Source organism: Microvirgula aerodenitrificans DSM 15089 (assembly GCF_000620105.1).
GTDB lineage: Bacteria > Pseudomonadota > Gammaproteobacteria > Burkholderiales > Aquaspirillaceae > Microvirgula > Microvirgula aerodenitrificans.
In genome coordinates this window covers 74770-97083 of sequence record NZ_JHVK01000009.1, presented here as the reverse complement: position 1 = coordinate 97083, position 22314 = coordinate 74770, and the positions used below count along the sequence as shown (strand labels likewise).

Below are 22314 nucleotides of genomic sequence, written 5' to 3'. Positions count from 1 at the left end.
AATCCCCGCCACGGTGATCCGTGACGGGGATTTTGCCTGTCGCCGGCGCCCGGAGGCGCCTGGCACTGGCCAGCAGCTTACAGCAGGCCGCGCAGCGACTTCTTGCGATCCTGCTCGTTCAGGAAACGCTTGCGGATACGGATCGACTGCGGGGTGATTTCCACCAGTTCGTCGTCGTCGATGAACTCGACGGCGTATTCCAGCGTCAGGCGGATCGGCGTGGTCAGACGCACGGCTTCGTCGGTACCCGACGCGCGCACGTTGGTCAGCTTCTTGCCCTTGATCGGGTTGACCACCAGGTCGTTTTCACGCGAGTGAATGCCGATGATCATGCCTTCGTACAGGCGCTCGCCCGGGACCACGAACATGCGGCCGCGATCTTCCAGGTTCCACAGCGCATAGGCCACGGCTTCGCCGTTTTCCTGGCTGATCAGCACGCCGTTGCGACGTCCCGGCATGTCGGCCTTCATCGGTGCGTATTCGTCGAACACGTGGGCCATCAGGCCGGTGCCGCGGGTCATGGTCAGGAACTCGCCCTGGAAACCGATCAGGCCACGGGCCGGGATGCGGTATTCGAGGCGGGTACGGCCATTGCCGTCACTGACCATGTCCTGCAGTTCGCCGCGACGGCGACCGAGTTCTTCCATCACGCCACCCTGGGTGTCGTCTTCGACATCCACGGTCAGCATTTCATACGGCTCGCACTTCACGCCGTCGATTTCCTTGACCACAACACGCGGCTTGGACACCGAAAGTTCGTAACCTTCACGACGCATGTTTTCCAGCAGAATGGTCAGGTGAAGTTCACCACGGCCGGAAACCAGGAACACGTCGGCATCGCCGGTGTCCTCGACGCGCAGCGCGACGTTGGTCAGCAGTTCCTTCTGCAGGCGGTCACGCAGCTGGCGCGAGGTCACGAACTTGCCTTCGGTGCCGGCCAGCGGGCTGGAGTTCACCTGGAAGTTCATGGTCAGCGTCGGTTCGTCCACGCTCAGCATCGGCAGCGCTTCCGGGTTTTCCCGGTCGCACAGGGTGACGCCGATACCGATATCCTCGATACCGTTGATCAGCACGATGTCGCCGGCTTCAGCCTGATCGACCAGCACGCGCTCGAGGCCCTGGAAGCCGAGCACCTGGTTGATCTTGGCGGTCTTCGGCGTACCGTCGACACCGGCCATGACCACGACCTGCTGGCCCGGCTTGACGCGGCCGCGGGCGATGCGGCCCACACCGATGCGACCGGTGTAGGTCGAGTAGTCGAGCGCGGAGATCTGCAGTTGCAGCGGTTCGTCCGGGTTGCCCTTCGGCGGTTCGACGTGGCGCAGAATGGTTTCGAACAGCGGACGCAGGTCGTCGGACTCGTCGGCGAGTTCCAGCTTGGCGAAGCCGTTCAGGCCCGAGGCATACACCACCGGGAAGTCGAGCTGTTCTTCGGTCGCGCCGAGCTTGTCGAACAGGTCGAAGGTCTGGTCGATCACCCAGTTCGGACGGGCGCCCGGACGGTCGATCTTGTTGATCACCACAATCGGCTTCAGCCCCAGTGCCAGCGCTTTCTTGGTCACGAAGCGCGTTTGCGGCATCGGGCCTTCCTGCGCGTCGACCAGCAGCACGACACCGTCCACCATGCCCAGCACGCGTTCCACTTCACCACCGAAGTCGGCGTGTCCCGGGGTGTCGACGATATTGATATGGGTGCCGTTGTAATCAACGGCGGTGTTCTTGGCCAGAATGGTAATGCCGCGTTCACGCTCGAGATCGTTCGAGTCCATGACGCGCTCGGCGATGTGCTGGTTGTCGCGGAAGGTGCCTGCCTGATGCAGCAGCTTGTCGACCAGCGTGGTTTTGCCGTGGTCGACGTGAGCAATGATGGCGATGTTGCGGAGATTGCGGGACATGGGTTTTAAGGAGCAATTCGGTCTCGGAAAGACAGGAATTGTATCAGCATTGCCCCGCAGGTTCATAACTGATTGTTTTATATTGGCTATGCATGTTACCCGGGCGGGCGGGCCCGCCGCCCGCCCGGGTATCCCGCTTTTCCGGCCTATTTCGACCAGGTATCGCGCAGGCTGACGGTGCGGTTGAACACCACGCGCTCACCCGGTACATGGTCGATACGGTCGGTAACAAAATAACCGACGCGTTCGAACTGGTAACGCGTCTCCGGCTCGGCCGTTTTCACGCAGGCTTCGATAAAGCCGGTCACCGTGCGCAGCGATGCCGGATTCAGGAACCGGGTGAAATCGACATACTGGCCGTCCTCGCCGCGCACCGCATCCGGACGCTCTTCGGTGAACAGGCGGTCGTACAGCCGCACCTCGGCCTCGACCGCGTGCCCGGCGCTGACCCAGTGGATCACACCCTTGACCTTGCGACCGACCGGGTTCTGACCCAGCGTATCCGGGTCGATCGAGCACTTGAGTTCGACCACGCGGCCGTCGGCGTCCTTGATCACCTCGTCGCACTTGATCACGTAGCTGTAGCGCAGGCGGACTTCGCCGCCCGGCGTCAGCCGCTGCCACTTCGGCGGCGGCACTTCGGCGAAATCGTCGCGGTCGATCCAGATCTCGCGCGAGATCGGCACGTCGCGCTCGCCGAACTCGGGGTGATGCGGATGGAACGGTGCGCTGCGCGATGCGGTCACGCCGTCCTGGAAATTGCTCAGCGTGACCTTGATCGGGTCCAGCACCGCCATCACCCGCGGCGACGCATTTTCCAGGTCTTCCCGCACGGCGCCTTCCAGCACCGACAGGTCGACCACGTTCTCGCTCTTGGAAATGCCGATCCGCTGCGCGAACAGGCGAATCCCGCCCGGCGTGTAGCCACGGCGACGCATGCCGGAAATGGTCGGCATGCGCGGATCGTCCCAGCCGCCGACCAGGCCTTCGGTCACCAGCTGGTTCAGCTTGCGCTTGGAGGTCATGGTCGACAGCAGTTCCAGTCGCGAGAACTCGATCTGCTGCGGGTGATGTTCGATATCGAGATTGTCGAGCACCCAGTCGTACAGCGGACGGTGGTCTTCGAACTCCAGCGTGCACAGCGAGTGGGTAATGCCTTCGATCGCGTCGGAGATGCAGTGCGTGTAGTCGTACATCGGGTAGATGCACCACGTGTCGCCGGTCCGGTGATGGTGGGCACGACGGATGCGGTAGATCACCGGGTCGCGCAGGTTCACGTTGCCCGACGCCATGTCGATCTTCAGCCGCAGCGTCTTGGCGCCATCGGCAAACTCGCCGGCCCGCATGCGACGGAACAGGTCGAGGTTTTCCTCGACCGAACGCGTGCGGTACGGGCTTTCGCGCCCCGGGCTGGTCAGCGAGCCGCGGTATTCGCGCATCTGTTCGGCGTTCAGGTCATCGACAAACGCCTTGCCGGCCATGATCAGCGCTTCGGCGTACTGGTACAGCTGCTCGAAATAGTCGGAAGCGAACCGGACCGCGCCGTCCCAGTGGAAACCGAGCCAGGTGATGTCACGCTGGATCGCCTGCACGTATTCGTCGTTTTCCTTCTCGGGATTGGTATCGTCCATGCGCAGCTTGCAGCTGCCGCCGAACTCGTCGGCAATGCCGAAGTTCAGGCAGATCGACTTGGCGTGCCCGACGTGCAGATAACCGTTCGGTTCGGGCGGGAAACGGGTGGCGACATGGTCACGCTTGCCGCTTTCCAGGTCCGCCTCGATGATGGATTTGATGAAATGCTTCACCTCCGGCGTGGCCGGGGCGGAATGGTCATTGTGGCTCATGGCTTCGATAATCAACGTCAATGGGCGCAGCGCCAGGGTGGCGCTGTGCGAAATACGGAATGGCTGTGATTGTAACGGATTCCCTTCCGGCGCGAGCGACCGTGCCGGAAGGGGGGTCAGTCGCCGGCGCCCACCTCCATGTGGAACGCCGCCAGCGCCGCGCTGCGGTTGGGGAAAAAGCGCAGGCCGGTCTGGTCCGGCGTCACGCCGTGCGTGCTCATGCGACTCATGAATTCCCCCATGCGCCCGGCCATCGCCAGCACTACGCCCTTCTCGGCCAGCGCCTTGCACAGCTCGCCGACCGCCAGGGCCCCGGTATAGTCGACATCGCCGATCGACAGCGCGTCGATCACCACCCAGCGCACCGGCGCGTCGGCCCGCTCGACCAGCTCCAGCACCCGGCGGCGGAAGTAGTCGGCATTGAAAAAGATCAGCGGCGACTCGAAACGGAACAGCATCAGCCCAGGCACACTGCGCGCGTTCGGATAGTCGGTCAGTTCGTAGAAGCCGTCACTGCCCGGCATGCGGCCCAGCAGGTGATCGGCCGGCCGCGACACCTTGAGCAGAAAGCGCAGCAGCGCCAGCGTCACCGCCAGTACGATGCCCGGCATCACGCCGATCAGCAGCACGCCGACCAGCGTGATCAGCCCGATATGGAATTCGGCCCGGTCGATGCGTCGCAGCAGCAGCAGCCCCGGCAGGTTCATCAGGCCGATCGCCGACGCCACCAGAATGGCGCCCAGCGACGCGATCGGCAGCCAGGCCAGCACCGGCGTAAACAGCAGCAGCACTACCAGAATGGCGGCAGCGGCCACCAGCGATACCATGCGCGTCTGGCCACCGGCCGCATCGTTGACGGCGGTGCGCGAGTCCGCACCGCTGATGGCAAAGCCCTGCGACATCGCCGACACCACATTGGCCACGCCAAGGGCGCGGAATTCGCGGTCGGCGTCGATGTCGTAGCCATTCTTGGCCGCAAAGCTGCGGCCGGTCAGCATGGCGCTGGAAAAGCTGATCAGCGCCAGCGCCGCCGCGGCCGGGACCAGCGTGCCGAGCGCTTCGTGCGGCATGGCCGGCCAGCGCAGCGGCGGGAAGCCGGCCTGCACCACGCCGACCAGCGACACGCCGTAGCGCGACAGGTCCATGCCCCAGGACAGCGCGGTCGCCGCCACCATCGCCACCAGCGCCGCCGGCGAGCGCTGCCAGCGCCGCGCCACCCACGCATAGACCAGCAGCGTGAACGCCGACACCCCGAGCGTCACCAGGCTGGCCGATGACCACTGCCGGTACAGCGACAGCAACTGCCCGATCGCGTCCTTGCCGGTCAGCGACAGGCCGCTGACCTTGCCCAGCTGGCCGATGATGATATTGATCGCCACCCCGTTCAGCAGCCCGGCCAGAATCGGCCGTGACAGGAAATCCGCCAGAAAGCCGAGCCGGAAACGGCTCGCCAGCAGGCAGAACAGCCCGGTAAACAGCGTCAGTGAAATGGCCAGCGACTGATACAGCGCGGCATTGCCGGCCGCCAGCGGAATCAGCGTGGCCGAAATCATCGCGCAGGTGGCGGCGTCCGGCCCGACGATCAGCTGCCGCGACGAACCGAACAGCGCATACACCACCATCGGCAGCATCGAACTGTACAGACCGGCCACCGGACTGAAACCGGCCAGCTGCGCATAGGCGACGCCGACCGGCAACGCCACGGCAGCGACCGACAGACCGGCGGCCAGATCCTGACGCCAGGCCGAACGCGGGTAAGCCAGCAGCTCGGGCAGGCCCGGCATCCAGCGGGACAGCCTGACTCGCCAGCGGCGTCCGGTCATGACCAGCACCGGTCAGACCGCCATCAGCGGGGCTTTGGGCTGCTCGGCCTGCACGGCCTCCGCCCGCAGGATGGCAGCCACCAGGTCCGGCTGCACATTGTCGTCGCGCATGTGCATGTGCGGCTGCGCCCGGGTCAGCCGGCGCGCGGCCTCGCCGCCGGCGCCACACAGGATCAGCGTGCGCCCTTCCTCGGCCAGCTTGTCGTTCAGCGCGCCGATCGCCATCAGGCCGGTCGCATCGAGCAGCACCATGCGGTGCAGCTGCAGGATGATGATCTGCGCGTCGTCGGCTTCGGCCAGCAGCGCATCCAGCCGGTCAGCGGCACCGAAGAACAGCGCCCCTTCGACCCGGAATGCCGCCACCCCTGCCGGCAGGGTCTTGCCGCTGATCGAATGGCGCTCGAACAGCCGCGCGTGCTCGGGCCGCAGTCGGGCGATGACAGAGGCACCGGCCATGCGCTGGATAAAGAATACGGCTGCCAGCAGCAGGCCGATCTCGACGGCGATGGTCAGGTCGAACACCACGGTCAGCACGAAGGTGACGGCCATCACCACCAGGTCGCGCCACGGGTAGGTCGAGAATTCGCGCCAGTTCCAGTCGCCCATGCGCAGTGACACCGCGATCAGGATCGCCGCCAGCACCGCCAGCGGGATGTACTGCGCCAGTGGCGCCGCCACCAGCACCACACCGAGCAGCAGCAGCGCATGCACGATGCCGGCCACCGGCGAGCGGCCGCCGTTCTGGATATTGGTACCGGTCCGGGCAATGGCACCGGTCGCCGGAATGCCGCCGAAGAACGGCACCACCATATTGGCGATGCCCTGGGCGATCAGTTCCTGGTTGGAGTCATGCTTGTCGCCGATCATCTGGTCCGCCGCCACCGCGCACAGCAGCGACTCGATCGCCCCGAGCAGGGCGATGGTGAAGGCCGGCGCCAGCAGTTCGGAGAAGCTGGCCGGATCGAAATGCAGCGGCTGGAAGTCCGGCAGCCCCTGCGGAATGCCGCCGAACTTGCTGCCGATGGTTTCCACCGGCAGCGAGAACAGTGCAGCGACCACGGTCGCCGTCAGCAGCGCCACGAACGGCGATGGCAGGTATTTGTTCAGCTTTTTCGGCCAGGCCAGAATCAGTGCCAGCGAGGCGCCGGCCAGCGCCAGCGTGACCGGCTGGAAGTCCTGGATATGCGTGCGCAGCGTCGCCATGGTCGGGAAGAAGCCGGACGGCATCGCGACCTGCAGGCCGAAGAAATCCTTTAGCTGGGTAAAGAAGATCATCACCGCAATACCGTTGGTGAAGCCGATCACCAGCGGCATCGGGAAGTACTTGATCACCTGCCCCAGTCGCAGCATGCCCATCAGCACCAGCAGCACGCCGGCCATGAAGGTACACAGCATCAGGTTGGTAAACCCGTATTTGCTGACGATGCCGAACAGGATGACGATGTAGGCGCCGGTCGGACCGCCGATGCAGACCCGGGTCCCGCCCAGCGCGGACACGATGAAGCCGGCGATGATGGCGGTAAAGATCCCCGACTGCGGGCTGACCCCGGACGCAATGGCAAACGCCATGGCCAGCGGCAGGGCGACAATGCCGACGGTCAGGCCGGCCAGTGTGTCGTCGCGCAGCGACGCGCGGCTGTAGCCGCGCAGGGTGGAAAGCAGGCGGGGACGAAAACGGAACAATAAAGCGATGTCGGACATGTCGGTTCTTAGCGTGACCTCATTCGGGCGCGGCGCGCACAAAAAAGAGGGGATTATCTCGCCGTGCGCATTCCCGCACCATGGGCAGGGTCAAATGAGTGGCCCTGTTTCACTGGCAAATCAGGCGCAGCGGGCAATGACAATCCGTTTAAGTCCGGATTAAGTACATATTCACGAGCATGTGTCCACAGGGCGGCCCGAATCCGGCCCCCCACTATCGACGACACGAGGCCGTGGATGAACGAACACCTGTTTCTGCTGATCAATGCCGCTCCCGGCCTGAACGGCATTCCGTTGCTGCTGTCCCTGTTCCTGGCCCGCTATGCCGGCTATCTGGTGCCGCTGCTGATGGCAGTTATCTGGATGCGTGAAGGCACCGAGGGCCGGCGTGACCTGCTGCAGATGCTGTATGCGATGGCGATCTCGATGCTGATTGCCCATCTGGTCCGCCTGAGCTTTCCGCACCCGCGCCCCTTCGTGCTGCACCTGGGCCAGCAATACCTGGCGCACGGTCCCAGTTCCAGCCTGCCCAGCAGCCATACCACCTTCGTCTGGAGCATTGCGGTCGCCGCCTTCTTCACCCGCCGGCTGGCCATTTTCGGCTTTCCGCTGCTGACGCTGGGCCTGCTGGTCGGCTGGAGCCGGGTCTATCTTGGCGTCCACTTTCCGTTCGACATCGCCGCTGCCTTGCCGGTGTCGATTGCCGGCGCCTTCCTGGCATGGAAATGCCGCACCTGGAGTGACCTGCGTATATCCAGCCGCGTGCTGAGGATTTACGATAGCGCCGTCAGGGTCTGAAGCGGCCCGGAAAGGGGCGTATGCGGATACTGCTGGTGGAAGACGATGCCATGATTGGCAAGGCGGTGAAGGCCGGACTGGAGCATGCCGGCTTCGCCGTCGACTGGGTGCAGGACGGCCGTGCCGCCGCACTGGCGCTGACGCAACCGGTCTACGACCTGATGCTGCTCGATCTGGGCCTGCCACAGCAGGACGGCATGTCGGTACTGCTTGGCGCGCGCCGCCAGGGCAACAAGCTGCCGGTACTGGTGGTGACGGCACGGGATGCGGTCGCCGATCGCATCGCCGGACTGAATGCCGGCGCCGACGACTACGTACTGAAGCCGTTCGACCTCGACGAGCTGATCGCCCGCATTCATGCCGTGCACCGCCGTCATTCCGGCAATGCCGACTCCGCCATCCGCCATGGTGCGCTGACCCTCGATCTGGTCGAGAAGACCGTGCGCCTGCACGATCAGCCGGTTGCGCTGTCCGCCCGCGAGTACGCACTGCTGGCCGCGCTGATGCAGCGCCCGGGCGCGGTCCTGTCGCGGGAAAAGCTGGAAGAATCGATCTACGGCTGGGGCGACGAGATCGGCAGCAACGTGATCGAGGTCTATCTGCACCATTTGCGCAAGAAACTCGGGCCGGACATCATCGTCAACGTGCGCGGCGTCGGCTACCGGGTTGCGGAGGTCTGAGGTGCGCTCGCTGCACCGCCATCTGCAACTGTGGGTACTGGGCGCGCTGAGCCTCGGCGCGCTGCTGCTGCTGTTCAGCGTCTATCTGTTCCTGCTCGAGGAGCTGAACGAGGTCTTCGACGAAAACCTGAAGCAGGTCGCGCTGGCCGTCGCCACCTATCCGTACCAGCCGAACACCGAACACCTGCGCCAGCCGATCCGGCTGGCGCCCATTCTCGAAGCGCACCAGCAATTCGACTTCGTGACCCAGGCCTGGGCCGCCGACGGCACCCGCATCTTCAGTACCGAACCCGACGTCCATATCCCCCTGCGTCACAGCGACGGCATCTCGACCACCTTCCTCGGCTGGGAGCAATGGCGCATCTACACCATCGTCACCGAGCGTGGCGTGGCCCAGGCGGCGCAGCGGGTGTCGCTGCGCAGCGATGTGGCAGTGGAAGTGGCGATCAAGCTGATCGCCATCCTGATCCTGCTGGTCCTGCTGATTGCCGTACTGCTGTACGTGTCGCTGCGCCGCGGCCTGTACCCGCTGCAGCAGACCGCCGACGAGGTGGCCGCGCGCAGCGCCGCCTCGCTGACCCCGCTGCCGCTGGACGAGCTGCCGCACGAGGTCCATCCGCTGGTCAGCGCCATCAACAGTCTGATGGCACGGCTGGACCAGGTGCTGGACCGGCAGCGCTGTTTTATCGCCGATGCCGCGCATGAGCTGCGCACGCCGATTACCGCAATGAAATTGCAACTTCGCCTGTTGCAGCAGGCGCACAGTGCCGGCGACCGGCAGGCAGCGGCCGAGGATCTGGCCGCCGGCGTCGCCCGGGCCGGCCATCTGGTCAACCAGTTGCTGGATCTGTCACGGCTGGAACCCGACGGCGGCAGCCTGCGCCTGGAAACCGTCGACCTGGCCGAGCTGGCGCGTTCGGTCGTCGCCATGGCCAGCGCACAGGCAGTGCAGGCCGGGATCGACCTCGGCGCCGAGGTCCGGGAACCGGTCACGCTGCAGGCCGACCCGCAACAGCTGCGCATCCTGCTCAACAATCTGGTCGACAACGCGTTGCACCATACCCCGCCCGGCGGCCGGGTCGATGTCGCCGCCGAGCGGGTCGACGGCTGCCCGCAGCTGGTCGTGCGCGATACCGGCTGCGGTATTCCGGTCGACGAGCGCGAACGCGTGCTGGACCGCTTCTACCGGGTCGCGCACAGCCAGCAGACCATCGGCAGCGGGCTCGGTCTGGCCATCGTCAAGACCATCGCCACGCTGCACCAGGCCAGCCTGCGCCTGGACAGCGGTACAGACGGCATCGGCCTGTGTGTCAGCGTGCGTTTCCCGCCGGCGTGACTAGCATGAGACAGGCGGGTCGCCGGCGCCGCGCAACAGGGCGGCGGTCTGCGCCAGCGCGCCGTCATCGAGAATGTCCGGCGTCCTGAACGTCAGGTCGCGCTCGACGATATAGGCCGGCGAGGTCAGGTCATTGCGGGTAAACATCGGCACCACGTGGCCGTGGGTGTGCGGCACGTGAATGCCGGTAAAAAAGAAGCCGACCCGTTCCACACCGTAGTGCGTCTTCATCCACCGCGCATAGTGCTGGCCGGTCTGCACGATATGCGCCGCCAGCGCCGGCGGCAGGTCCTCGAAATACGGATAGTGGCCCTTGGCCAGGATCAGCAGATGGCCGGGACCGATCGGCGCGCGATCGGGAAAGACCAGGATCTGTTCATCCTCGTACACGGTATGCACCGGGATGTCGCCACGGGCGACACGGCAGAACAGGCAATCGGGATCATGCGGTTCGGGCTGCGACATCGGGACGTCCTCTCTGTGGGTGAAGAAACGTCCCGACCATAGCAGGAAGCCGGGCGCCGGTGGACGGGAAAACCGCCCGACCAACCGGCCCGCGCTCAGTAGCGACCCAGCATGTAGGTTTTCGGCATGCCGATTTCCTGGCAGTTCGGCTCATCGCCGCTGCGGTCGACAATCAGGTAGTTCGTGGTCTTGCCAAGCGTCAGCACCGGATGGTGCCAGACCCCGGCGTGGTAGTTCACGCCCTGCTTGCCATCGGTGATGAAGGCCTTGATCGTCGACGGGTCGAGCTTGTCGCCCGGCGCCGCCACCACTACCAGGAAGGTCTGCCCGTCCAGCGGAACAAAGGCCTGGCTGCCATACGGGTGCCGTTCCAGCAGGTGGACATTGATGCTGCCGCGTACCGGCTTCGACTCGAAGATGCTGACGATCGGTCTGGCATTGCTGCCATTGGCCTGGATGGCGGCCATGTCGTGGTAGCGCATGGTCTCGCCATTGTTGATCGGATAGGTCTTGCTGGCCGATGCCGGTTCGATCACGTCGCCATACGGCGCAAATGCCGCCTTGGTCAGCGGCTCCACCTTCAGCGGCACGCGCGCAGCCGGTTCGACCGTCAGTCCGTAGACCCCGCAGGCCATCGGTGTTTTCGGGATCGGTTTGGTCAGCACGGGCTGGCCGTCGGCCCAGGCCAGGGAGGCCAGTCCGGTCGACAGCACACATACGGTCAGCAGATTGCGCAGCGGGGTGTTCATTTCCTCATCCTCATACGATTTAAAAGACGGAGCGACCGGACGCCTGGGCAAAAAGAACCCGCCCCGGTCAGGGCGGGCAAAGGTATTGCAGCAGGAGAAACGTCGACGGTCCTCGCGGGCCGCAGGACTGTTGTACCCCGCCCCGCCCCCGGCGGGATTGGGATTGCGTGCCAAGTCATTGTCATCGGGCGACGGCGACGGAATGGCTTGCAAATAGATCGCAATGCGATATATTTACCAGTACCCGCCCGTCGTGCACCCGATTCGCGACATCCAGCCGCCCCCTTTCCAAGGAGACCCTTGCCGTGACGTTCCCCATTACTGTCGTCCATGTCGCCAATCTCAGTCCCGACATGGAGAATCTGTACATCGTCGATGCCAAATGGCCAAAAGAGCTGTCACGCTATGCTTCAGGCGTGACCCAGTGGCTGAAAGCGGCCGCGCCGGCCGAAGGACTGGTCACCTGGCTGCGACAGGATCCGCTGCGCTGGCCGACCTTCTGTGAGGTGTACTGGAGCGATCTGGCCAACAACCCGCACCGCTGGGAAGCGCTGCGCGAGGCTGCCTCCCGGCAGCCCGTTATCCTGGTGCATGCCAATGACAGCGACAGGTACAATCCGGCCATGGCGCTGGCACGCTTTATCGAGCAACAGCTGGCAACGCCGGATGACTCCACCCCGCAAGCCAACAAGGCCCTGTCGTGATTCCTGCCTCTCCTGCCTCACCCCCGCTGAGCAAAAACGATTTTGAACGCCTGGCGGATTTCCGCTATCGGCTGCGCCGCTTCCTGCGCTTCAGCGAAGAGCAGGCCCAGGCCCATGACATCACCCCGCTGCAATATCTGTTGCTGCTGCAGATCCGCGGTTACCCGGGGCGGGAATGGGCAACGGTCGCCGAGCTGGCGGAACGCCTGCAGTCACACCACCACAGCGTGGTCGGTCTGGTGACGCGCTGCGTGACACAGGGACTGGTTCGGCGCAGCGCGGGACGTGACGACAAGCGCTGCGTGGAAATCACGCTGCTGCCCAAGGGAGAGGCGCTGGTCGAGCAGCTGGCGCAGGCGCATCGCGACGAGCTGCTGGCGCTGAAGACCGATAGCGGCCACCTGTCCCTGGACCTGCTGCTGCATACCCAGCAGGCCCTGTCGGGCAAGTAGCGGCAAGGCCGGACTACTCGACCAGATTGTTGCGGTGAGCCCAGTTGATCAAGTCCGCCAGCGTTTCCAGATGGAGCTTTTCCAGGATCCTGATCTTGTAAGTGCTTATGGTTTTCTGGCTCAGAAACAGGGTCTGACCGATTTCCTTGTTCGACTGCCCCTTGACCAGTCCGAGCAAAACCGACATTTCCCGGCGCGTCAGGCTGGGCTGGCCGGCATCGCCGGCCAGCCCCTCCGGACCGACCTGCATGGCGACCAGCGGGAAGCAGATGTAGCCGCCGGACACCATGCGGACAGCATGGAGAAGCTCCTCCATGCCCTTCCCCTTGCTGATGAAACCGCTGGCGCCGAGGCCCATCGCCCGGGGAGCGTAAATTCTCTCGTCCAGCCCGGACAGGACCAGTACCCGCGGCGGCAGCGGCAGGGACACCAGGCTGTTCAGCAACTGCAGGCCATCGATATCCGGCAGATTCAGGTCCACCACGACCATGTCGGGCTGTACGCCCCTGACCAGGTCCAGGCCGCCGGCCCCGGTATCCGCTTCACCGACAACGCTGAACTCGCCGCCCTCTTCGACCATGTGCCGGACGGCAAAGCGGACGGCCGGATGGTCTTCGATCAGGACAATGCGTACGGCCTCGTGCGGCGCCTCGGCTGTTCCCTGCGAACCATGAGCACGGTCGACCGAAACCGGGAGACGCTTGACAATATTCATATTGAATAACCATTTAGCACAAGGAGTTTAAGCAGCGCATGAATGGTTCTGATCGGATAAAAAGATTCGCAGTCATGCACTACCGTATATTTGGCAAGTATCATGAACAATATACCTGCGCCATATCCACCCAGGCACATATGAAAAGTCTATTCTGCCAATTGAATAACGGGGGATCGTCAGACAGGACAGGCCCGGGCAGGCGCCATTCGGCAATCAGGGAAACATCCTGTTTCCCCGCGGCTAATGACAGCCGACATCGCCCAGCAAGACCAGATCACGGTCTTTGTACCCCTTGATCAGCCGATCCTGCAAATCGACCTGGCAGACGCGCCCGTCCGCCTGCACGACCTCGAGAACCGGGTGCGCCTGGCTCAGCTCCAGCGTAAACAGACCATCGGATTCGGCCACGGCCTGCATGGTCTGGTGCCGGACCCTGGCCCCGGCCAGCGGCCGGCTGTCCGGACCGACCAGACGCCCGATTGCGGTTTGCGTACGGATGACCTCGACCCGTTGCCGGCTGATGCCGCCGGGCAGCAGATGCACGGACAGGCTCTGGGGCAGGAACTTCGCCCCTTTCCGGCTGCCCGCCGCCAGATCGAAACTCAGGTGCTGCGGCCGGAACGGCGCCAGTGGAATGAAATTTTCGCCACGCCGCAAGCGGAACTGGCGGCCGTCATCCAGCCTGGCAATCAGGCGTTCGCTATCCGGCAGGGTTTCCGACTTCAGGTCGACCACTACCCCGGCGCGCATCCTGCTGCCGAATGCCGGCCGCGACACGATCAGCGCGCCACCGCCGCCCATGACAACGGTACTCTCCAGGTTGACGCCCAGCATGGCGCCACCCCCGCCGTGCGATTGCAGATAGCCGTCTCCGGACAGATAGCGCTGCGACAGACGGGCCGACAGCGTGCCCGAACTGCCATGGCTGGCATGGCTGGCATTGACCGCCACCGCCTGCAGTGGCGATTCGTCGAAGGTGCGCTGGTAATGGAGCTGGGCCGATGACTCGCGCCCGGCACCACCGTCGGTGCGCGAGCCCAGCCCCATGCCGAGACTGGACGCCGCCCGTCCCAGCGAGAAACTCATGCCGACGGCCATGCCGCGCGAACGCCGGCCAGGATAGCCCTGCAAGCGCTCGGACAGGCTCACATACGCCTGGGCCCCCACATCGGTCCACTGGCGGATATCGCGGTAATAGGACAGGTCCGACGTTGACTGCCGGTCGTCGTGCGCGTGGCCAAAGCGGGCACTGATCCGGTCCTGGTCGCTGAGCTGCCAGTCGCTGCTGACGGTGGTATGGCGCTGGCGCAGATGGCGTGACCGGCCATAGCGGGCCGGCCGCGCCGACTGCCGGTGACTGACGGCCAGGCTGAGGCGGGAAAACGCGCCGATCCCCTGCAGCTCATACCCCTGCCCGCTCCGCTTCGAGTAATACGGATTCACATACAGCTGCAGGGCATTGAGCGGACTGAAACTGCTGAACAGGCCGACCTGCCGGTCGCCCCCACCCTGCTGCGCACTGATGCCGGCTCGCCATTGCGGATGCAGCAGGTAGCCGAGCTGGACCCCGCCCAGCATGCCGCCGTCGGCATGGGCGCCGGCACGATAGTCCCACACCGACTGGCGGCGCCCGCCATAAAGGCGGAAACGGAAGCGGTCGGTGCCATTCCAGTTGCCCGGCTTGTAAATCGACTCACGGGTCGTGAACACCATCCGGCCATCCTCGAAGACACGGACGGTGACCGGATAGATGCCATCCGGCAATCCCTCGGTCGGCAATACCTGCAGGCCGGGCTGAACGGCATAGGTTGCGAGCAGACGCCCGTCACGGGAGATCTCCGCATGGCCGGCCTTGCTGGCGCTGACGGTCAGCGGCACCATGCTCGGCTTGTTGCTGCGCTTGAGCAGGCTGTCCGATGATCCGAAAGCGAATCCCAGAATGGGGTTGTAGTGACTGAACGGAATCGGGGCCAGATTGCCCTGCCCGGTAGACAGGTCCGGCGACAGGTAGCCGATGCGGGCGTACAGCCCATGCCAGTCGCGCTGCATATAGGCATTGTTCAGGTACTTTCTGACCCGGCTGCCGCGCTGCCAGTGCCCGGCATCCGCATAGGAAATCTGCAGATCCGAGTACGCGCTCCACGGGGCGAGGCTGGTAATCAGCGACAACTGATACGAGCCGCTGGACGGCAGATCCCGACCACGCCGCACATAGGTCAGCTGGTTGCCGAGCAAGGCGCCGTTGCCACCGCGCCCCGGCAAGGCGAGATACCGGTCCGGCCGGTATTCCCGCTGCGCACGATCCGTGAACAGGGCCAGCCTGGAGTCAGCGACACCGTAGGCGACCCGGACCAGTCCCTCGCACAGCAGGCCGGTGCAATCCCCCAGTCCGCCCCCTGTCTGCAACAGGGAAACATAGCGGTTCCGTTCCTGCGCCGGGACTTCGCTGGCAACCCCGTCGAGGACTTCCTGCAAGCCAACCTGACCATCACGCCCGAGTCGCACCAGCGCATCCACCATGTATTTCCCATCCAGTTCGATGCGAACGGCAACCGGCGTATCGAACAGCACGTCGGCAAAAGCGTCCGGAACGGATTGCCGCAGCTGCGCCGCATCAAGCGCCACCGCAGCGGCATCATCGGCCCAGGCCGGAAGCATGGTGCAGGCAAGCAGGCCGGCCGCCATCATGCCCCGCATGACTGACGGCGCGGGAATAAGAGTCACCATGCGATTGGTGTGCCCGTATGAAGACCCGTAGCGGGAAGCGCCTTTGCCCGGACGAGGACGTCAAGGCTCCAGAACCGGATATCGACCGTGCTACAGCACGGAATCGAACTCCAGCGCCACGGTCCCGATATAATTGCCCGGTGCATAGGGACCGGCATCTTTCACCTTGATATGCAGGTGCCCCATGATTTCGTCTCCGGCGGCATCCTCATAAATCAGTGTCGGCGTTGTACCCAGTATCACATCGGTATTTTCCGTCTTGATGCCGACATCCACGCTCATCTGCCCGCGCACACCGCGCATGACTGGCGGATAAGCCAGTCTTGCCATGATTTTCCCGCCGGTAGCACCGGACTGGATGCTGTTTTTCATCCGCAAACCAAGATGGTGATGATTGAATACATGCCGGTTGGAATCGTAGCCGATCTGGACAGGGCCGGAGGGCCACCCTTCAAGTGCATTCACATAAAAGCTGCCGGATGGCACAACGGCCCGGACCTGGATATTTTGCAGCAGCGTTTCCGCATTTGTGGCCGAAGCCAGGAAAAAAATAACACCTGCAATATGTTTTTTGCTGAATTTCATCGTGACATCACTTGAGCAGAAAAAAGAAAAGGAGATTTGCCATTTCAACCGGCAAACCTGAATTCTTTATAGCTCACCTTTTCTCCTTCAACGACGTCGAAACGTATTTCAGACAATCCCTCTCTTTTGAAAAACTGTGTCCGTCCCGGCAATACATGTTTCTTTACCGGGGCAAGGCAGTGCTCATCGGTCTTGCACGCATAGACATTATCCAGAATCAGGGTGGTATTGCCGCGGTTGACGACATCCAGCCCGTCGGTCCGCTGTATGAAATCGGTCCGGTATTGTTCCTGCTCCGGCCGGACGATGACGATGCCGCCATAGCCGACCAGCATTCTGACCCCGGCCGTGGTCGCGCCCGCGTCTTCCTCCTGGCCAAAACCGTCTCCGCGCCCCGGTTCCACCGGCGTAAACCGGACCCGGAACACGTGTTCGCGGCTGCGCTCCCCGACATAGAGGACGCGCACGCTGCGCATGCCGCCTGGCGGCACGATCAGGCGGCTGGGGCTCACGATCAGCCGGTTACGCCATCCTTCACCTTCCGTCAGTTCGGTTTCGGTGCTGTTTCCGGCGTCGTCCACCTGGATCCGCCTGACGTCAATCCTGACGAAACCGGTGCTGCTGCCGCTGTTCCGTATCGGCTTGACGATCGACGATGATGCCCCCGGCAGGTAGTCGTACAGACTGCCGATGCCGATATCGGGCTGGGCATGAGCGGCGGAAGTGCTGGCCACGGCCAGCAGGATGCCCAGCAAAGCGGGCAATGCGGTATTCATCTCAGGTCCTGTCCTGCTATCGCTGCCAGCGTTCGGACTCGATAAGCTTGTTCTTGATGGCAAAATTGATCATGTCGGCCAGCGTGTGCAGGTGCAGCTTTTCCAGTATCCGCACCTTGTATGAGCTAATGGTTTTCTGGCTGAGGAACAGGCTGTCGGCGATTTCCTTGTTGGACTGCCCTCGAACCAGCCCGATCAGCACGGTCATTTCACGCTTGGTCAGACAAGACAGCAGATCCCGGTCGGCCTTCTGCTCCGGGCCGACATACAGGGAAGCGATCGGGAAGCATGAATAACCGCCGGCAACCATCACCAGCGCATTCTTGATTTCCTGGATGCCCTTGCTCTTGCTGACATAACCGTGTGCACCGGCGCTCATCACCCGGTTCGAATACAGGCGTTCGTCCTGCCCGGACAGCACCAGTATTCTCGGAGGTCGTGGCAGGACGGATATTTTGTAGATAAGGTCAAGGCCGTTGATGTCCGGCAGGAACAGGTCCAGCAGCACCACATCGGGAAAATGCGTCCGGATCAGTTCAAATCCGCGGGAAGCATCCTCGGCCTCGCCAAGGACATTGAACCGCCCCTGCTCTTCGATCATGTGCCTCAGCGCATAACGCATCACCGGATGGTCGTCGATCAGAATGACGCTGATCAGCAGGTTGGGGCTTTCCGCCGTCATCGTTTCCTTCGATTCATTGATATCCCCTCCCCTGATGGCGTCCCCGGGTTTCATTCTTTCTCCTTAAATGAGCCGTTCCAATCAAGAAATCCAATATAGTTCGGGTTGCGCCATGTGACTTTCAAGAATCACCTCTCAACGCAGGATAAATAAAAAAACCCCTGATACAGGGCTGGGCCGGGTTCATATGTGCGCTAATATATTAACGCACCGACCATCCACGCTGTGAATACGCCAGCCTCTCAAATTTACCCAAGAATATGCTTCTATTACATACAGAATAGTCTTGGCAAAATAGAAAAATCTGATTTACATGCCAGACCGGCTGTAAACGACGCCACCGGACAAGCCAGGCTTGTCCGGTGGGAAGGGAGCGGATCATGCCCCCGCGGCGGCGGGGAGCGCATTGGACCGGCTATCGTTTTCTGCACGCCAGGTAGAAGTCCTGCGACGACCGGTACACCGATGTATCGACGTCGAGCAGTCCGAGCACGGAGTCGAACAGGTTGTCCTGGCTGATGGCCTCGCCACGGCGTGCCTGCAGGCAGTCCTGGCTGACACCGGTTTCGTGCTGCAGGCCCGGCGACAGCCAGGTAATGAACGGGATGTGCTTCTGGTTGTCCGGAGCCAGCCAATAGGGCATCCCGTGCAGGTACACCCCGTTTTCGCCCAGCGACTCGCCGTGGTCGGACAGATACAGCATGCCGCCGTTGAATCTGTCCTGCTGCGATTTCAGCAGGTCGATGACCCTGGCCAGGAAATGATCGGTGTAGCGGATCGAGTTGTCGTAGGCATTGACGATGTCTTCGGGGCGGCAGGTCTGCAGCTCGCTGCTCCTGCACACCGGCCTGAACTGCTCGAAGCTTGCCGGATAGCGCTTGTAATACGCCGGGCCATGGCTGCCCAGCTGGTGCAGCACGATGATGGTCGTGCCGCCGGTCTTCTCCAGATAGCGCTCGAGCCCGCCCAGCATGGCCTCATCGTGGCACTCGCCATCCTTGCACAGACCGGGGTCGCTGAACTGGGCCGGCAGTTCGTTCGGCACCCGGTTGCACACCCCCTTGCAGCCCGAGTTGTTGTCGCGCCACAGGATGTTCACGCCGGCGTGCTTCAGCACGTCCATCAGGTTTTCCTGCGAGGACGCCTTGTCGGCATCGTACTGCTCGCGGTTCATGCGCGAGAACATGCACGGGACCGACAGCGCGGTGGCCGTGCCGCACGAATAGGCGTTGGTGAAGCTGACAACGCCACGCGCCGCCAGCTCGGGGTTGGTGTCGCGCCCGTAGCCGTTCAGCGAGAAGTTGCCGGCGCGCGCGGTCTCACCGACCACCAGCACCAGCAGGGTCGGCTTGCCGCGCTTGCCGGCGGCGGCATTGAGCCGGGCATCGGTGCCCAGCGGCGCCACGTTCTTCGCCACCATCGTATTGCCACGCAGGTACTTGTAGGTACCCGAGATGTAATTGGACGGCGTGATCAGGTAGCGCACCTCGCGGTGGTTGCGGAACAGCGAGGCAAAGTCCTGATAGTAGCCCATCAATGCGCCGCCACCGGCGGCCAGACTCAGCACGATGACCAGCAGGCGCAGGCGGAGCTCGCGCCCGAAGGGTCCGCGCTCCAGCCGGGTACGCAGCAGCAGGACCGCCGGCAGCACGCCGAACAGCAGCATGAACAGGATGAAGTTCAGGTTCAGGTATTCGCCGGCTTCGCGCGGGTCGGTTTCGAACAGGTTCTGCATCATGCCGGCGTCGAGCAGCACGTTGTAGCCCTGGATGAAATAGGCGGCCGAGGCCGCGCCAAGCAGCAGCAGGGCCAGCACCGGCTTCTGGATCCAGCGTACGGTCACCAGCGACAGGATCAGATTGAACGCCGCGATCAGGAACACCGAAAACGCGGCGACAAACAGTCCGTTCTGCAGCCCGCGCTCCTGTGGCAGCAGGCCCAATAGGTAGCGCCACAGCGGGATGTTGTAGACCGTGCCGAGCAGGATGGCGACGATCAGCGTCATCCACACCGGACGGGTGCGCAGTGTGGTGAGCGGGAACAAGGGCCTGGACAGGAACAGGGCACGACTCTCGGACATGGATTCCCCGGCGTGGCCGCATGCAACGGCCACAAATAAATCAGATGCCGCCATTCTGGTGTCCGGCGCCCTGCCCCAAGCTGACGCTACCCTTTCAGTCCTGACAGGTTGTCCGCGTACAATGGCAGTCCTGATTGCCGTTGACGAAGCACCACGCCGCACCATGAAAATCCTGATTGCCGAAGACGACGAAAAAACTGCCGGTTATATCCGCAAGGGTCTGATCGAACATGGCTATGTCGTCGATACCGCGCAGAACGGCACCGACGCCCTGCACCTGGCGCTGACCGGGCAGTACGACCTGCTGCTGCTCGATGTGATGATGCCGGGCCTGGACGGTTTTGCCGTCACGGCTGCGCTGCGGGCCACCAGCCAGCCGGTCGCGGTGCTGCTGCTGACGGCGCGCGATACGGTCGAGGACCGGGTGCGCGGACTCGAAACCGGTGCCGATGACTACCTGATCAAGCCGTTCGCGTTCTCGGAGCTGCTGGCCCGGGTCAAGAGCATTCTGCGCCGCACGTCGGCCCGGCCCGGCGACAGCGGCGACGGCCACCTCCGCATCGCTGACCTCGATATCGAGCCACTGCGGCAAAGGGCCTGCCGTGCCGGCAGGCCGCTGGATCTGACCGCACGCGAGTTCACCCTGCTCTCGCTGCTGGCACGCCGCTGCGGCGAGGTCGTCACCCGCATGGACATCGCCGAGCAGGTCTGGGACATGCACTTCGATTTCGACTCCAACCTGATCGATGTCGCCGTGGCACGGCTGCGGCGCAAGGTCGACGATCCGTTCCCGTCCGCCCTGATCCATACCGTGCGCGGGAGCGGCTATGTCCTCGAAGCCCGCTAGACCGCATGCGTCGCTGGCGGTCCGGCTGACGATCATTTTTACCCTGGCCACCGTGCTGGTCATCCTGCTGGGCGGCGGCGCACTGTATCTGTTCCTGCGCGCCGGACTGGCCAACCAGGCCATCAGCGGACTGGACGACGGCCTGCACCTGCTGCGCGCGCGGATTCATGATCAGCCGGTCGCGCAGGAAAGCCGCGCCCACTGGCAGCGGGCGCTGACCGAGTTCACCCGCCCGGACTCGCTGTATGCGTGCCGGCTGTATGACGAGGACGGCCATCTGGTCTTCGAGAGTCCGCGCATCGCCGCCCTGTCCGCCAGTGATTTTCCGGCCCCGGCCAGGGACCCGGCCCTGCGCGCGCTGCATCCGGTCAAGGCGCCCGGCCACGTCGAGCAGCACTGGCTGCTGAGCTCGGTCTATATCGACCGGCTGGATGGCGCGCGCTGGCGGGTGGATTTCGCCTACGACAACGAATACAAGCATGAGCTGCTGGAAGGCTATCTGCATGCGATGCTGCTCGGCGTGGTGCTGGCGGTGATCCTGTTCGCCCTGATCGGCCAGATGACCATGCGCTATGTGCTGATGCCGATCCATTCCCTGAGCCGGCAGGTCGGCGACATCGACGCCGGGCAGCTTGACCGGCGCATTTCGCCGGCCTGGCCGCGTGAACTGCTGCCGATTGTCAGTGCCATGAACAGCCTGCTCGATCGCCTGCAGATTTCGTTCGCCCGCCAGGCACAGTTTTCGGCCGATCTGGCGCATGAGCTGCGCTCACCGCTGCATGCGCTGGTCAGCGTGACCGAGGTCACGCTGAACCGCCCGCGCAACGAGCAGGAATACCGTGCCACGCTCGAGGCCAATCTCGATGAGTTCCGCCATCTGCAGCGCCTGAGTGACGACATGCTGTTTATCGCCCGCACCGAGCAGGCCGAGCACCAGCCGCTGGACCGGGTCGCGTTCGACATCCATCCGCTGCTGGACGGGCTGTATGATCTGTTCGACGCGCTGGCCGAGTCCAGGCAGATCGGCCTGCAGTTCAGCGGGACGGGAACGGTATACGCCAATCGCGACCTGTTGCGTCGTGCGCTGATCAATCTGGTCTCGAACGCGCTGCAGTATGCGCACAGCCGGGTCAGTCTGTCCGTGGTGCAAGACGGGACGGACAGCGTGTTTACGGTCGAGGACGATGGCGACGGCGTGGCGGCGGCACAGCTGCCGTTCATGTTCGCGCGCTTTTACCGGGGCGACGAAAGCCGCAGCCGCCCTGGCGGCACCGGCCTCGGCCTGTCCATCGTCAAGGCCATTGCCGAACGACATGGCGGAACGGCCGGGGTCGAAAACGGCGAACGGGGTGGCGCCCGCTTCCACATCCGCTTGCCGGGCAAGCCGGTAGCGGACCTGCAGACGTGACATTGCCGGGCACCAGGCCCGGCAATGCACAGGGAGGAACCTGC

Annotated in this window: 19 protein-coding genes; 7 read left to right on the top strand and 12 right to left on the bottom strand. The window is 63.7% G+C overall.

Translation table 11 applies throughout. The features are described 5' to 3' along the window. Positions 1-77: 77 nt before the first annotated feature. The 4 genes from typA to Q352_RS20515 form a co-directional block, all read right to left on the bottom strand. Positions 78-1895: a translational GTPase TypA gene (gene typA, locus Q352_RS0109530; RefSeq protein WP_028499145.1), complete on the bottom strand. Its 1818-nt coding sequence runs from the start codon at positions 1893-1895 to the stop codon at positions 78-80. 146 nt (positions 1896-2041) lie between these two features. Next, positions 2042-3739, bottom strand: a complete 1698-nt coding sequence (locus Q352_RS0109525) for a glutamine--tRNA ligase/YqeY domain fusion protein (RefSeq protein ID WP_028499144.1) — start codon at positions 3737-3739, stop codon at positions 2042-2044. A 116-nt stretch (positions 3740-3855) separates the two neighbouring features. Then, positions 3856-5562: a SulP family inorganic anion transporter gene (locus Q352_RS20520; protein WP_156952516.1), complete on the bottom strand. Its 1707-nt coding sequence runs from the start codon at positions 5560-5562 to the stop codon at positions 3856-3858. Positions 5563-5574: 12 nt separating this feature from the next. Continuing rightward, positions 5575-7263: a SulP family inorganic anion transporter gene (locus Q352_RS20515; protein WP_036385852.1), complete on the bottom strand. Its 1689-nt coding sequence runs from the start codon at positions 7261-7263 to the stop codon at positions 5575-5577. A 237-nt stretch (positions 7264-7500) separates the two neighbouring features. On the opposite strand from Q352_RS20515, the gene Q352_RS0109510 reads away from it, so the two are divergent. Genes Q352_RS0109510 through Q352_RS0109500 form a run of 3 tightly spaced genes read left to right on the top strand, consistent with a single transcriptional unit; the run spans position 7501 to position 10077 of the window. Beyond that, the gene (locus Q352_RS0109510; RefSeq protein ID WP_036385850.1) at positions 7501-8061 is read left to right on the top strand and encodes an undecaprenyl-diphosphatase; all 561 of its coding nucleotides are present in this window, start codon (positions 7501-7503) and stop codon (positions 8059-8061) included. A 20-nt stretch (positions 8062-8081) separates the two neighbouring features. Further along, positions 8082-8741 carry a response regulator gene (locus tag Q352_RS0109505; RefSeq protein WP_028499142.1) on the top strand — a complete coding sequence of 220 codons (660 nt, stop codon included), beginning with the start codon at positions 8082-8084 and terminating at the stop codon, positions 8739-8741. Position 8742: 1 nt separating this feature from the next. Continuing rightward, positions 8743-10077, top strand: a complete 1335-nt coding sequence (locus tag Q352_RS0109500; RefSeq protein ID WP_028499141.1) for a sensor histidine kinase — start codon at positions 8743-8745, stop codon at positions 10075-10077. Here Q352_RS0109500 and Q352_RS0109495 read toward each other — a convergent pair whose 3' ends face one another. After that, positions 10078-10542: an HIT family protein gene (locus Q352_RS0109495; RefSeq protein ID WP_028499140.1), complete on the bottom strand. Its 465-nt coding sequence runs from the start codon at positions 10540-10542 to the stop codon at positions 10078-10080. Between the two features lie 95 nt (positions 10543-10637). Continuing rightward, positions 10638-11291 carry an ureidoglycolate lyase gene (locus Q352_RS20510; protein ID WP_199489813.1) on the bottom strand — a complete coding sequence of 218 codons (654 nt, stop codon included), beginning with the start codon at positions 11289-11291 and terminating at the stop codon, positions 10638-10640. A gap of 305 nt (positions 11292-11596) precedes the next feature. Between Q352_RS20510 and Q352_RS0109485 the strand changes: the two genes are divergently transcribed. After that, positions 11597-11995, top strand: a complete 399-nt coding sequence (locus Q352_RS0109485) for a DUF488 domain-containing protein (RefSeq protein ID WP_028499139.1) — start codon at positions 11597-11599, stop codon at positions 11993-11995. Further along, positions 11992-12447, top strand: coding sequence for a MarR family transcriptional regulator (locus tag Q352_RS0109480; protein WP_028499138.1), 456 nt, complete (start codon positions 11992-11994; stop codon positions 12445-12447). The genes Q352_RS0109485 and Q352_RS0109480 overlap by 4 nt, the downstream gene beginning before the upstream one ends. A 13-nt stretch (positions 12448-12460) precedes the next feature. Here the strand turns inward: Q352_RS0109480 and Q352_RS0109475 are convergent, their stop codons facing one another. The 6 genes from Q352_RS0109475 to Q352_RS20505 form a co-directional block, all read right to left on the bottom strand. Next, positions 12461-13162, bottom strand: a complete 702-nt coding sequence (locus Q352_RS0109475) for a response regulator transcription factor (protein ID WP_051528823.1) — start codon at positions 13160-13162, stop codon at positions 12461-12463. Between the two features lie 243 nt (positions 13163-13405). Further along, positions 13406-15892: a CS1-pili formation C-terminal domain-containing protein gene (locus Q352_RS0109470; protein ID WP_084300027.1), complete on the bottom strand. Its 2487-nt coding sequence runs from the start codon at positions 15890-15892 to the stop codon at positions 13406-13408. 90 nt (positions 15893-15982) lie between these two features. After that, positions 15983-16525 carry a CS1 type fimbrial major subunit gene (locus tag Q352_RS0109465; RefSeq protein WP_156952515.1) on the bottom strand — a complete coding sequence of 181 codons (543 nt, stop codon included), beginning with the start codon at positions 16523-16525 and terminating at the stop codon, positions 15983-15985. Beyond that, positions 16522-17253, bottom strand: a complete 732-nt coding sequence (locus Q352_RS0109460; protein ID WP_028499134.1) for a fimbrial biogenesis chaperone — start codon at positions 17251-17253, stop codon at positions 16522-16524. The genes Q352_RS0109465 and Q352_RS0109460 overlap by 4 nt, the downstream gene beginning before the upstream one ends. Before the next feature lie 16 nt (positions 17254-17269). Beyond that, the gene (locus Q352_RS0109455) at positions 17270-17989 is read right to left on the bottom strand and encodes a response regulator transcription factor (protein ID WP_199489814.1); all 720 of its coding nucleotides are present in this window, start codon (positions 17987-17989) and stop codon (positions 17270-17272) included. 361 nt (positions 17990-18350) lie between these two features. Beyond that, positions 18351-20015 carry a phosphoethanolamine transferase gene (locus Q352_RS20505; RefSeq protein WP_084300025.1) on the bottom strand — a complete coding sequence of 555 codons (1665 nt, stop codon included), beginning with the start codon at positions 20013-20015 and terminating at the stop codon, positions 18351-18353. A gap of 121 nt (positions 20016-20136) precedes the next feature. Here Q352_RS20505 and Q352_RS0109445 point away from each other — a divergent pair, with 121 nt between their 5' ends. Next, on the top strand, positions 20137-20862 hold the full coding sequence (locus tag Q352_RS0109445) for a heavy metal response regulator transcription factor (protein ID WP_444542978.1): 726 nt from the start codon (positions 20137-20139) through the stop codon (positions 20860-20862). Further along, a complete protein-coding gene (locus tag Q352_RS0109440) occupies positions 20843-22270 on the top strand; it encodes a heavy metal sensor histidine kinase (RefSeq protein WP_028499131.1) in 1428 nt (475 codons plus the stop codon). Before Q352_RS0109445 ends, Q352_RS0109440 begins: the two co-directional genes overlap by 20 nt. Positions 22271-22314 lie beyond the last annotated feature (44 nt).